Here is an 11,923-nt window from a genome sequence, read left to right on the forward strand (position 1 = left end):
CCTACGATCGCCGATGAATCCGCCCCCCGGTGACGGCTGGTGCCGCCGGGGCCGCTGGGAAGCGCGGGGCACGACGGCACGATTGACCGCGCTTCCCGGGGGTAACCGCCGCCATGACCGACGACCGTCCAGCCGCCGACCGCGACCAGTCGCGGCTCGACGAGGCCGCCGAGCGCAGCGGCCGGGCGGTCGAACGGGTGCGGCACCGCAGCGGCCAGGCGGGCCGGGTCCGTGCCCGGCAGTGGGAGGTCACTGTGGTGATCGCCGCCCAGGCCGGGCTGGCGGCGGCGCTCGCGGCCCTGATCGCCAAGCACTTCCTCGGCCCGGGTTCGCACGTCTTCGCTCCGGCCGCCGCCGTCGGTACGATCGCCACCGCCATCGGGCAGCGGGCCCGACGCACTTTCGAGCTGCTGTTCGGCGTCGGACTGGGCATCGTCATCGGCGACACGCTGCGCTTCTTCCTCGGTTCGGGACCGTGGCAGACCGGGGTGGTCGTCGGCCTGGCCATCGCCACCGCCCTGCTGGTGGCCGGGAAGGGCGGCCCGCTGGTCGGTCAGGCCGGCGGTACCGCCGTACTGATCGCCACGCTCGCTCCGATGGACCGGGGCCTGGAGGTGCCCCGGATCTTCGACGCGCTCGTCGGTGGGGTGGTCGGTCTGGTGGTGGTCGCGCTGTTGCTGCCGGTCAACCCCATGCGGGTGCTGGACCGGGCGGCGGCGCCGATCTTCACGGTCCTCGCAGAACAACTCGAGAAGCTGGGGCAGGTGCTCCGGCAGCGCGACAGCGATGGGACGAGACACGTCCTGGAAACGCTGCGCGGCACCGAGGGGGATCTGAGTCGATTGCACGACGCGCTGAGCGGCGCGGAGGAGGTGGTGACGATCGCGCCGGCCCGTTGGCACCGCCGCCAGCAGTTCCACAGGTACGCGCGCAGCTCGGAGCACCTCGAACGGTTACTGCTGGACAGCCATGCCCTCGCCCGCTGGTCGACGACCGCTCTGCAGTACGACGAGCCGATCCCGCCGGAGCTGCCGGACGCCATCGGGCGGTTGGGACAGGCGGTGACGAAGATGCGGGCGGAGTGCCGTACCGGCGGCGATCCACGGCGGACCCGGAAGCTGGTCGAGGAGTGCGCCGAGTTGGCCGGCCAGGCCGCCGCGAGTGGAGTCCGGTCGTTCGGCGACGCGATCGTCACCGGCCTGCGTACCGCGTCGAGCGACCTGCTCCGGGCCTGTGGCTACGACCCGGACGACGCCAACCGGATCGTGCGCCGGGCGGCCGGCGCCGGCGAGTCGGCCATCGCCCCGCCGGCCCGGCGTGAGCTGCACCGCGCCCGGCCGACACGGGCTATCCGCGCGCGTCGCCGGGCGCACCTGGCCAACCGCAGACGGAACGACCGGGCCGGCCCCTCCGCGCGGGAGAGGCCGGCCCGGTGAGCATCGGGTCAGGAGGAGTAACCGCGCTCGGCGATCCAGTTGGCGACCTTCGGCAGGCTCATCCAGTACTCGCCCAGCGCCGGGTCGGCCGGGTCGGCGACCCGGATGAGGTCCCCGCCGTCGCGGTAGCCGACAAGCGTCAGGTAGTGGCCACCCTCGTACGAGTGCGGGTTGCCGTCGGTGTCCACGGTCGTGCCCTTGATGTTGGCCACCACCGGGCGGCCGGCGTCGATCGCGGCCAGGACATCCCGGCGTAGCTGCTCGACCTGGTCAGGGCGGGCCACCGAGTCACGGATCTCGGTGGTCCGGTAGTGACCGCCGGTCAACTCGTTGAGCACGCGGGTGGTGTCGAGGGCGGACGGGGTGCCCGCCTCGGTGGTGCCGAGCAACTTGGCCACGTCGTCCTGGGAGAGCGCCTTGCCCTGGGCCGAGAGCGCGATGCGGGTGGCGGCGGGGCCGCAGTAGAAGAAGTTCGGCTGTGCCTGGTAGTCGACGTCGAGGACCCGCTCGGCGCTGCGGCTGGTCTGGCTCGACGAGGATGGGGCCGCCGGCGCGGGGGCTGCCTGCGCGGCGACGGCGGGGCCGAGGGCGCAACCGCCGGCGACCAGCAGGCCGACGACGGACAGGCCGCTCTTCTGCACGATCGGGTTCATGGTCGAGTCTCCGTTCGGGGGTAGCCGCCTCCGTGGCGGTCTCGGCCGTGGTTACCGGGGACGTAACGGCCCTGCTCCGGGCGGCATTCCGCCGCCGGCTGCCGGTGCGGGCGTCGCGACCTGGCGTAACGACCGCCGACGGTGGGGGATTCCGCGCGCAGGGTGGCTCACGTTCGCTGACCGGCAGCGGGGCGCGAATGCGACACAGGCGACGTAACGGACGTCAGAGGCTGCCGAGTAGTCCCGTCACAGTGATCTCGATGACGACGCGCTCCGGATTCGGACGCGGGGTCCGATAGCGCTCGGCGTACCGGCGCTCCGCCTCCGCCACGCAGGCCCGGTCCGATCGGAGCACCGCCCGGCCCTCGATCGTCAGCCAGCGACGGCCGTCCACCTGGCAGACGGCCACTGGAGTGCCCTCCGGCCCGGCGGCGGCCACCTGCCGAGCCTTGCGGGACGTGCCGGAGGTGATCACGCGGGCCAGCCCGGCCACCGGATCGAGAGTGACCCCGACGGGTACCACGTGCGGGGTGCCGTCGGCGCGCAGGGTGGTCAGCGTCGCGAGGTGCCGCTCCGCGCAGAACGCCGCCACCCGGTCGTCGTGGATGTCCAGTCGATGATCACCGGCCACGTGCGTCCTCCGTCGTGTGCGCCAAAGCTGATCATCGTACGGAGCGGGTGCGGTCCGGGGCCGACGGGCCGTCCGGCTGCCCGGGCAGACGACGGCCCGCCGCCCGGCGCTTGTGGACGAGCCGCGTGAGGTAGATCAACGCGCCGGCCAGGACGCCCATGTCGTCCAGGTAGATCGGGTCCGGGAGGATGTCCACCGGGAAGATCGTGTAGATCAACGCCCCGTAGAAGGCCACCTTGCCGCCCGCGCCGAGCCCGGTGAGCAGCCGCCTCGTACGCACCACACGCACCGCCAGCACCACCGCGCCGACAAGTGTGGCGAGCGCCAGGATGCCGGCGATCACCACGAGGACCCACGACTGTCGGGACATGCCGTCACGCTAACCCACCGACGCCGAACCGGCCCGGAACGCCCGTCCCGCGCGACTCGTGCGAGCCGCTCCTCCGGGTCAGAACACCGGCACCGCCGCCCGACCACGGGCGACCACCGCGTTCTCCCGGGTCTGCTCGGCGGCCGGCCGGAGGACCTCGCTGAGCGGCAGCACCGAGGCCGACTCCGCCGTGCGCCGTCCGGTGGCCGCGTGGACCTCCGCACGGAGACTGCGCGCCGCCGCCACGGCCAGCTCCGCGGCCCGCCACGCTGCCTGCTCGGTCTCCACGGCGGCGGCGTGCTTGGCCGCCAGGTTGTCGCGGACGGCCCGTTGCAGCACGAGCTCCTGCTCGACGGGGTGCAGCCGCGGATCCCAGCCGTCCCGGTGGGCGAAGACGTCACTGAGTTGCTCCACCGACAGTTCCCGCCGCCAGTACGCGTCCAGCGCGGCCCGGTGCAGGTAGCGCTCGCGGTCGGCGTACTCGGCGGGAGTCCGGGCGGTCTGCGGCAACGGCATCGCGGCTGCCGCGCCGAGCCGCCGTACGCCCGCCTCGGCCGTCTCCAACGCCTGCCAGGCCGCCTCGACGGTCTCCTGCGCGGCCACCCACTCGGCCCGTCGGCGCTGGGCGGTGGCGGCGGCGCGTTCGGCGGCCACCGCGATCTCCTGCGCGTAGCGGCGCTGTTCCCGCTGCTCCTGCACCTGTTCGAGGTGGCTGGGCATGGCCGCGTCGCGGATGCGGGCGGCCGGGTCGAGGCGGAGGCGGAGGCGGCCGGGCCGTACCAGGAGCGCGGCGACGGCGAACACGACCACCCCGAGCAGGCTCAGCCAGATGGCGGCGGCCCGGGGTACGTCGGGCAGGACGGCGGAGAGGACGGTCTGCATGATCAGCACCTCGCGGTCGAATGACGGTGTCGAGGGATGGGTCCCGACCGGAACCGCCCGTCGCTTCGACGCGTCGGGCTCGGGGTGGTCGGGGTGAGCTGTTCCGATGGCGGGCCGGGGCGCAGAGCCGTCGCTGGGCTGGCGTGCCCGAACGGGCGCGGCTGCGCGTCGGGCACCCGGACGACGACCCGGAGGTGGGTCAGACGAAGCGGCGGGTGACCTGGCGGACCGGGGTCAGCGCGCGGGAGGGCCGCGTCGGGGCGGGATGCCGCGACCGGGCACGCCGGCCGGAGCGTGCTCCGTGCCCACGAGGACCGGACCGGCGGGCGCGGCGACCGCGTCGGCCGGCGTGGCAGGGGCCGGCCGGCTCGTACGCTCGGTGGTCGGTGCGGTGTCGGGCCGGACGGTGTCCACCCGGCTGCTCACGGCGGTCGGGCGCAGTTGCGCCTCCGCGGGCGGCGGGGTGGCGGCGAGGGCGCCGCCGAGACCGACCGCGAGCACCAGCGCGGTGACCGCCAGCCGGGTCAGCTCCCGTAGCGACCGCAGCACGGCCCAGCGGGCCGGGCGGACCAGAGCTACGGACGACACCCGACCAACCTATCGCCCGGCGGGGCGCGGCGCAGCACGACGGTGGGCACAACGGGAGTGACCACGACCACCGTGAGCACAGTGGACGGTGCCGACCAGCGGTCGGGCGGCGGGCCGAAGCACGTGACCCCGCCGGAGTGGGTCCGGCGGGGTCACGTGGGGTCGTGTGCGGTAGCCGGCGATCAGCCCCCGGTGCCGAGCACCGGCGGCGCGGCGTCCCCGCCGTCGCCCCACACCATCTCGTCCTCGGTGAGCCAGGTCAGCCGGTCGTCGGACTCGTCATCCTCGGCACGGCCCCGACCGCCGAGCACTCCGGGACGGCCGTTGCCCGTCAGGCCCTGCCGGCCGGCCGCGGCGGCCCGACCGGGCTCACCGCGCCGGCCGTCGATGCTCCGCCCCACGCCGCTTGCCGAACGGCTCTCCGCCCCGGCGGTGCCGCCGGTCGGCCGGGCCGACGTGGTGGGAGTGCTGCCGGAACCGGCGAGCGCGGAGGTGCGCAGCACCCCGCCGGCCGGTGCGCCGCCCGGTGCCCCGAAGAGCAGGCCCGGGCCGCCCCCGGCGCTCGCGGGCAGGGTGGTCGGCCCGGACAGGCCGGCCAGTCCGGCCGCCCCGCCGGCGAGCAGGGCCCCGCTGACCAGCGGGTCCGCGCCGGCGAGGGAGGTGCCCGCCGGGTCGCTGGCGGCGCCCTCCGGCCCGATGACGACGACCGACGTGCCACCGTCGTGGCCGGGAACCGAGTCACCCCCGGCGGTCGGCCCAGGAGCCACGCCCTCGGGTGTCGCGATCGTCGCGTCGCCCCGGTGCGCGGTGAGACCGGTGGCGATCGGAGCGCGGGACGGCGTCGTGCTGGACGGGCCGCTGCGTGGCGTCGGCCGGTCGTCGTTGACCGTGCGCGGCGTCTCCGGATGCGGCGGAGGCGGGTCCACCACCCGGTCGTAGGCGGAGAGGTCGTAACCGGCGGCCAGCTCGGCCACCAGGTTCACCATCCGCTGGTGGGCCTTCTCCTGCTCTTCCTTGTCCTGCTGGTGGCCCATGATGCCGCCGACCACCGCGCCGGGCAGGCCGAAGGCGGAGCCCTTGAGCACGCCCGAGATGGCCTGGTCGTTGTCGTCGGTCTCCTCGGGGCTCTCCGCCTTCTTGTGCGCGGTGCGCAGTTGGCCGGCCATCATGGTCAGACCCTGCTTGACGCCGGACATGCCCTCGCCCAGGGCATCGGAGTGGTCGACGATCAGCGTCAGCCGCCGCTGGAACTCCCGGCCCGCCGGGCCCGTCCAGGTGTTGCCGAGCTTCTCGAGGTCGCCGCTCAACTCACGGCCGAGACCGTCCAGGATGCCCTTGAGGGCGGCCCACTGGGCGGCGACCCCTTCGATCTGCTCCGGCTTGCCGACCATCACCGCGTCGTACAGCTCCTGGTGGCTCCGACCCTGGTAACGCTGGGTGTACTCAGACACGCCCGTCCCCCTTCGGCTGCAACGCCCGGTCGACCCCGGTCAGCGCCGCGGTGATGTCGGTGGCGTTGGCCGCGTTCCGCGCCTCGGCGGTGCGGTAGTTGGCGAGGATGGTGCCGGTGGCCTGCTGCGCCGCCTGCACGGCCTGCCGGAGCCGTTCGGCCTGCTCCACGTAGGACTGGTGGACCTCGCTGTAGCGGCGCGAATTCTGGGTTGCGTCGGTGAACGAGCCCAGGGCCGGCGGAGTGCACTGCATCTCGGTGTTGAGCTTGCGTAGCACCGACTCGGCCTGACTGAGCCGCATCGCGAGGTGCTGGTGGAAGTCCTCAAGGGACAGCAGGTCGACTTCCGTACGCCCGGTCATGGCAACATCCCCGTCGTTCTGGTTGACAACCGTCAGCGGATCCAGGTTAGTCCACCTCCGCGAGCCGGGGCGACCCGTATGAACCGCTCAGTCGTCGGTGCCGGTCGATACCTCGGGAACCCAGCCGCCGGTGCCGCCACTCGCCGGGGCGCTCGTGTCGGGCGTCGGCGAGCTGGACTGCGAGGGCGGCTGCGACGGCGGCGTGGTCGCCCCCGCGTCACCCGGCGCGAACTGCGCGAGCGCGGACTCCTGGTCCAGGGTCGGCCCGGTCGGGATCAACGCGAGCAGCGAGCCGGGCACCGCCAGCGGGGTGACCCCGTCGTAGCCGAGGGCGGACCGCGCCTCGGGCGAGCCGAGCGGGTACCGGACACCCTGAGGGCTGATCAGGTAGACCGTCGTGCCGGCGGCACCGGAGCCGCTGGTGCCGGCACCGGGCGCAGCCTGGGCCAGTACGCCCTTGCCGCCGGGCAGCAGCACCGACTCGGCCGTGCGCACCGCGTCCCGGGCGCCCTGGCGTACCGGTACCGAACCCGGCTCGGTGTCCGCCAGCTCCGCCGGCACCCGGTCGAACACCTCCAGCGTGGTGGTCGGCGGGCCACCGGCGGTGCCCTCCCGGTACGTCGCGCAGAGCAGCGTCTGTCCGGCCCGGGCCGGATACAGGGTGGGCAGCGTCCTCGGCATCCCGTCCGCGTCCACCCGCTGCTCCGTCAGGAGACGCCCGGCCTGATCGGGCGTGATGTCGGTGATCCGACCGCCGCCACTGATGAGCAGCAGCGCGGTGATCTCACTGATCGAGACGAGACCCTCGCGCGCCAGCACGTAGTGCTGCCCGGCCGCCTGGAAGACCTGGCCGATGGTGGCGGGCCGGCCGGCCACGCTCAACCCGCTGCGCTCACCCAGACCGGGCAGCGACGGCTTGCGCAGCGGCGGTCCGGCCGGTACGGCGTTGAGGAGCTGCTGCCCGACCGGCAGCGGAGCCGTACCCGTCATCCGCAGTGCCGCGACGGCCTGGTCACCGCCCCGCACCTCCAGTCGGGAGTCGGCGGCGAGCAGGTGCCGCTGCCCGTCCACGGTGACCAGCACCGCGCGGTCACCGAGCGGCGTACCGCCGGGCAGCGCCCGATTGATCACGACGCGGGTGGTGGAGTGGCGCGGGTCGACCGGGTCGGGCACGTCGCAGACCGACCACGGCAGACCCGTCAACGACTTGCGGTCCGGCAGCGCGTCCGGGGCTCCGACGATGCCGACGGTACGGCCGCGTGGCCGGTCCCGCAGCGACGCCTGCGACATGGTGCGCACCGTGGGGTCCGGCTCGTTCAGGATTAGCCGCGCGGAGGTGTAGTTGAGCGTCGGGTGCAGCTGCCCCTGGGCGTACACGTAGGTGGCGCCGGTCTCCCGCTCGATGACCAACGTGTTCTCGTCCAGCGGTGCGGTGTTCCCGGTCAACTGGCCGTACGCGCCCACGCCACCGAGGACCACCGCGGCGGCGATCACGCTGCCGAAGACCGCCATGCCGAGCCGTCGCATCGGCAGGTTGGTGGTCTCCGGATCACCCGACAGCAGCGCGGAGACGATCCGGCGGGTGACGAAGCGGTACGCCTGCACCTGATCACGGCGGGTCCGCATGACTTACCTCCGGCGGGGTGGATCCGCGACGATGTCCTCGGGGTGCCGTCGCGGGCTTCCCTACGATAAGGGGCCGACGGCCGGTCCTCGGGGCCACCGCCGGGCCACCCCGCGGCTCAGGGCCGTACCGTCCAGGAGGGACAGTCAGCGATGACGCAGGTTCAGGCGCCACCCGCGGATGCCGCCGTGCGGCCGTCCGGCGTTCCGGCGCGGGTCACCGCCGCGGCCGACCGGCCGGGCCGGGGGCGCATCGGTCCGCTGCTGGTCGGCCAGCTCGTCGTACTCGAGGTCTGTGCCGTCGCCGTCTGGGCCGCGACGGCCGGTCCGACCTGGCTGCTCGCGACGGTGGCTGTCGTGGCGGCGGTGGTCGTGCTGTCCGCGTTCGCCCGACGTGGTGGTCGCTGGTGGTTCGAGGACGTGTTGCTGCGCCGCCGGATGCGTCGCCGACGTGAACGGGCCGCCGCGGCCCTGGCCGGCGGGACGGCCGCAGACCCCCGGCTGGCCGCGCTGGCGCCCGAGCTGGGTGTGATCGAGCTGACCGACCGGGGCACCCGGCTGGGCATCGGGCAGGATGACCAGGGTTGGTTCGCGGCGGTCGCGTTGCAGCCGGCCACCGGCGCCGCGGTCGGCTCGGTGGAGGCGTCGACCGTCGACCGGGCGTTGCGGGTGCTCGGGGACTTCTCGGCGCCGGTCTCCCGAGCCCAGGTGGTCGCGCACACCCTGGTCTGGTATCCGGCTGCGGGCGCGCCACCGGCCGCACACCGGACCGTCTGGGTGGCGCTGCGGCTCACGGTCCGCGACGCACGGGTGGAGACGGTCAGCCGGGGCGGCGGTCTGCCGGGCGTCCACCGCACGCTGGCCGCCGGGATCGGCCGGTTGGGCAAGGCGTTGACGGCGGCCGGGCTGGCCCACCGGCCGCTGGGCCGCGACGAGCTGCGCGCCGCGGTGGTCTCGGCTGCCGGACTGGACCTGGTGCCCGAGCCACCGACGGAGACCTGGTCGGGGCTGCGTGGCGGTGGTTGGACGCACCGCTGCCTGACCCTGCGCGCCCGGCCGGGCGCGCCACTCGGCCCGCTGGTGGACGCGATCACCGCCACGTCCGCGCCCTCGCACACGGTGGCGGCCACGGTGTCGCCCGACGGGCGCGTGGCGGCCCCGCTGCTGCGGGTCGCGGCCATGGACAACCACGTCGAGGCGCTGGTCAAGGTCGTCGGGGACATGGCGCAACGGGCCGGCACGCCGGCCCGGCCGATGGACGGCCAGCACGGGCCGGGCGTCTACGCCAGCGCGCCGGTCGCCTCGGCGCTCGGCGGAGTCGGCCGCCGACAGCCCCGCTGACCGTTCCTTCCGGGCCCAGCCCGGCAGGCGCATCAACCTGCAGTCAGTCGCCCAGGAAATCTAGTCTCGAAAGACTAGATTTCCTGGGCCGGGCCAGTTAGTGTTGTCCCCGTTGACGAGGAAGATCGGTTGAAGACGCCGACGTAACAGGCCGAGCGTCGAAGCAGGGCCCGGAAGTTCTCGGGGCCCGCTCGGTAACCGCGGTGGAACCACATCACCGCGTGCAACATGGCACGTGCACGACAAGACCTTGACGTAACTCCAGGTCAGGGCAACCGCAGGCAGGGCCGATGCAATGTTCGGGGCTCCGCCTGACGCGGCAGGGATCCGCCGCACATGCTCGGGGCCAGGAAGTCGCGTGGGGCTCCGGCATCGACGGACAGCACAGTAGGTCGGTTAAAGCAGAGGAAAGGGAGGGTTTGACGCCGTTGGATCGCCCGCCGTCGGGACGTAGTTCCAGTTCTGCGGTGGACACCGTAATCACTTTGAACGCGAGGTGGTCTCCGGTCACGCTTATGCGATCCTCGCACCGCCTGCTGATGACGGCATGGTGCGGAAACGAGAACCCGACGAACCTGTCGGTAGATGGTGTATTCAACCCGTAACCCTGGGCCCCGGCGCGACATGCGCCGGGGCCCTCGTTCACGAAGAAGGAATGTATGGCCCAACCCGACGACATGCTCAACGATGACGACTACCCCGCCTACACCATGGGCCGGGCCGCCGAGATCGTCGGCGCCTCGCAGGATTTCCTGCGCCGCCTCGACGAGGCGAAACTGATCGTCCCGTTCCGCTCCGCCGGCGGCCACCGCCGCTACTCCCGATACCAGCTGCGCCTGGCCGTACGAGCCCGGGAGATGGTCGACCACGGCACCGCTCTGGAAGCCGCCTGCCGGATCATCATCCTCGAAGACCAGCTGGAAGAGGCCCTTCAGCACCACCGCGACCACGTATGCCGCCAGCAGGGCGGCGCCGCCTGACCCGCACGCTGCACGGTCCTTCTCGGGGTGGAGAAGGACCGTCTGCCGCCAAGGCGGCAGAACGAGATCAACGGGCGGTCGCGGTCTTCGCTGAAAACTACGGCCGTCCCGTCAGGGGCGCAGGTTGACGATCCAGTCGTACATGCCGCAGACCCAGACGGCGAGCGGCACCAACGCGATGATCAGCAGGATCTCGACGATGTCGAGCAGCCGACCCCACACCGGTGAGATCCGCTTGCCGGCGACGGACAGGCCGTAGATCAGGCTGACCACGGCCGCCAGCAGCAGCCCACCGAGGATCAGGCCGAGCCGGACCGCCAGTGCGCCGCCCGCGAAGGTCGCGGCGGCCGCCAGGCCCAGCCCGACGGTGCCGGCGAGCAGCACCGGAACGCGCTGCGCCCGGCCCAGTAGCGGACGCGCCCGCAGCAACGACAGCAGGGCCAGCACCAGACACAGCAGCACGGCCGCCAGCCCGCCGTCCAGGGCCAGCACCACCTCCGCGCCGAGGACCAGCAACGACAACGTCCACAACAGAGCGGTGAGGAACGCGTCGGCGCGGTCGCTGCGCTCAAGCACCCGCCGCCCGTCCACCGTCTCGCTGTCGGTCTTCAGGTCGTCCGGGCCGGTGGGGATCGACGGCACCGGCAGGCGGGCCAGCCGGTAGGCCACCATCGGCAGCGCCGGCACCAGGCCGAAGGCGACGGCCGCCACCACCGCGGCGCCGGCTGCGGCGTCGATGCTGAGGAGCAGGCAGAGCAGCGCGCCCACGCCGGCCCCCGCGCCGAGACCGATCGCGGCGAAGAAGAGGGGGTACCGGTCGTCACCGACCGCCAGCACGGCCACCGCCCCGGCGACCACCACGGCGGTGGCCGCGAGCAGGACGTGTGGGCTGGCCAACTCGGTCAGCTTCCGGTCCCCGGCGAGCAGCAGCAGGCCACCGGTACCCGCGTAGAGCAGCCCGGCCATCGCCAGCACCGAGCCCGTCCGACTGTCGCCCATGGCCCGGGCGAGCACCGCCGCGCCGACCAGCAGCGCCACCGCGACCAACAGGGCGGCCAGCGCGGCGGGCAGGTGCGGAGGGCCGGTGAACAGGGCCGCCACCGCGCCCGCGCCGAACGCCGCCGCGGCGAACAGCACGGCGAACGACCGGGTCGCGTCGACCTGCCAGGAGCCTGGCCGTTGCGTGGTGGCGGTGGCGACCGCGTCCACCACGTCGTCGAAGACGATCTCCGGGGCGGCTGCGGAGCGCGGGTTGAAGTACAGCACCTCGCCGTCGCGGACACCGAGCTGCGCGGCGGTACGACCACCGTCCAGCGGCGCCGAGCCCAGCCGGGACAACGCCCAGCCGCCGTGCCGCACCCCGTCGTCGGCCAGGTCCTCCCCCGCGTAGCGCAGCAGGGTGGGCAGCAGGTCGGCCATCGGTACGTCCGAGGGCAGCGCCAGGTCCATCCGGGTACGGGGGGCCACAATGGTGATCCGGCTCAGACCGCCGGTCGCCGACTTCGTAGCCACAGTGGCCTCCTGGTGTCCATCTATGATCAGCGGGCCGCGGCGCCACGGTGCGGGTGCACCGCGCCCACGGGAGATTACCTACGATGACGGGCACG

The 11,923-nt window shown here is 73.6% G+C and carries 12 protein-coding genes; 3 read left to right on the forward strand and 9 right to left on the reverse strand.

All coding sequences use genetic code 11. The annotated features are described in order from the left end of the window. Positions 1–113: 113 nt before the first annotated feature. The gene (locus ACQP03_RS02855; protein WP_433460165.1) at positions 114–1,436 is read left to right on the forward strand and encodes an FUSC family protein; all 1,323 of its coding nucleotides are present in this window, start codon (positions 114–116) and stop codon (positions 1,434–1,436) included. An 8-nt stretch (positions 1,437–1,444) separates the two neighbouring features. Here ACQP03_RS02855 and ACQP03_RS02860 read toward each other — a convergent pair whose 3' ends face one another. The 8 genes from ACQP03_RS02860 to eccB form a co-directional block, all read right to left on the reverse strand. After that, the gene (locus tag ACQP03_RS02860; protein WP_357123992.1) at positions 1,445–2,089 is read right to left on the reverse strand and encodes a C39 family peptidase; all 645 of its coding nucleotides are present in this window, start codon (positions 2,087–2,089) and stop codon (positions 1,445–1,447) included. A gap of 223 nt (positions 2,090–2,312) precedes the next feature. Further along, the gene (locus tag ACQP03_RS02865; protein WP_357123995.1) at positions 2,313–2,720 is read right to left on the reverse strand and encodes a pyridoxamine 5'-phosphate oxidase family protein; all 408 of its coding nucleotides are present in this window, start codon (positions 2,718–2,720) and stop codon (positions 2,313–2,315) included. A 31-nt stretch (positions 2,721–2,751) separates the two neighbouring features. Further along, entirely contained in the window at positions 2,752–3,090 is a 339-nt protein-coding gene (locus tag ACQP03_RS02870) for a YkvA family protein (RefSeq protein WP_357123998.1), read from the reverse strand. 78 nt (positions 3,091–3,168) lie between these two features. After that, a complete protein-coding gene (locus ACQP03_RS02875; protein WP_357124001.1) occupies positions 3,169–3,972 on the reverse strand; it encodes a hypothetical protein in 804 nt (267 codons plus the stop codon). A gap of 234 nt (positions 3,973–4,206) precedes the next feature. Beyond that, entirely contained in the window at positions 4,207–4,560 is a 354-nt protein-coding gene (locus tag ACQP03_RS02880) for a hypothetical protein (RefSeq protein WP_357124004.1), read from the reverse strand. A gap of 182 nt (positions 4,561–4,742) precedes the next feature. Continuing rightward, positions 4,743–6,011, reverse strand: coding sequence for a hypothetical protein (locus ACQP03_RS02885; RefSeq protein ID WP_357124007.1), 1,269 nt, complete (start codon positions 6,009–6,011; stop codon positions 4,743–4,745). Further along, on the reverse strand, positions 6,004–6,372 hold the full coding sequence (locus tag ACQP03_RS02890; protein ID WP_357124010.1) for a hypothetical protein: 369 nt from the start codon (positions 6,370–6,372) through the stop codon (positions 6,004–6,006). Before ACQP03_RS02890 ends, ACQP03_RS02885 begins: the two co-directional genes overlap by 8 nt. An 87-nt stretch (positions 6,373–6,459) precedes the next feature. Further along, positions 6,460–7,998 (reverse strand): type VII secretion protein EccB, encoded by a 1,539-nt coding sequence (gene eccB, locus ACQP03_RS02895; RefSeq protein WP_357124013.1) that lies wholly within the window; start codon positions 7,996–7,998, stop codon positions 6,460–6,462. Positions 7,999–8,148: 150 nt separating this feature from the next. On the opposite strand from eccB, the gene ACQP03_RS02900 reads away from it, so the two are divergent. Together ACQP03_RS02900 and ACQP03_RS02905 are read left to right on the forward strand one after the other, a co-directional pair. Continuing rightward, positions 8,149–9,336 (forward strand): type VII secretion protein EccE, encoded by a 1,188-nt coding sequence (locus ACQP03_RS02900; RefSeq protein WP_357124016.1) that lies wholly within the window; start codon positions 8,149–8,151, stop codon positions 9,334–9,336. Positions 9,337–9,995: 659 nt separating this feature from the next. Then, a complete protein-coding gene (locus ACQP03_RS02905) occupies positions 9,996–10,316 on the forward strand; it encodes a MerR family transcriptional regulator (RefSeq protein ID WP_357124019.1) in 321 nt (106 codons plus the stop codon). 111 nt (positions 10,317–10,427) lie between these two features. Here ACQP03_RS02905 and eccD read toward each other — a convergent pair whose 3' ends face one another. After that, positions 10,428–11,828, reverse strand: coding sequence for a type VII secretion integral membrane protein EccD (gene eccD, locus ACQP03_RS02910; protein ID WP_357124022.1), 1,401 nt, complete (start codon positions 11,826–11,828; stop codon positions 10,428–10,430). Positions 11,829–11,923 lie beyond the last annotated feature (95 nt).

It is taken from the genome of Micromonospora sp. CA-248212, from assembly GCF_050948405.1.
Taxonomy (GTDB): domain Bacteria; phylum Actinomycetota; class Actinomycetes; order Mycobacteriales; family Micromonosporaceae; genus Micromonospora.

What these genes read in the sequence shown, in the direction of transcription:
- ACQP03_RS02905 (WP_357124019.1), top strand. Translation starts at nt 9,996, where the DNA reads ATGGCCCAACCCGACGACATGCTCAACGATGACGACTACCCCGCCTAC.
- ACQP03_RS02870 (WP_357123998.1), bottom strand. Translation starts at nt 3,090, where the DNA reads ATGTCCCGACAGTCGTGGGTCCTCGTGGTGATCGCCGGCATCCTGGCG.
- ACQP03_RS02875 (WP_357124001.1), bottom strand. Translation starts at nt 3,972, where the DNA reads ATGCAGACCGTCCTCTCCGCCGTCCTGCCCGACGTACCCCGGGCCGCC.
- ACQP03_RS02860 (WP_357123992.1), bottom strand. Translation starts at nt 2,089, where the DNA reads ATGAACCCGATCGTGCAGAAGAGCGGCCTGTCCGTCGTCGGCCTGCTG.
- ACQP03_RS02855 (WP_433460165.1), top strand. Translation starts at nt 114, where the DNA reads ATGACCGACGACCGTCCAGCCGCCGACCGCGACCAGTCGCGGCTCGAC.
- ACQP03_RS02890 (WP_357124010.1), bottom strand. Translation starts at nt 6,372, where the DNA reads ATGACCGGGCGTACGGAAGTCGACCTGCTGTCCCTTGAGGACTTCCAC.
- ACQP03_RS02900 (WP_357124016.1), top strand. Translation starts at nt 8,149, where the DNA reads ATGACGCAGGTTCAGGCGCCACCCGCGGATGCCGCCGTGCGGCCGTCC.
- eccB (WP_357124013.1), bottom strand. Translation starts at nt 7,998, where the DNA reads ATGCGGACCCGCCGTGATCAGGTGCAGGCGTACCGCTTCGTCACCCGC.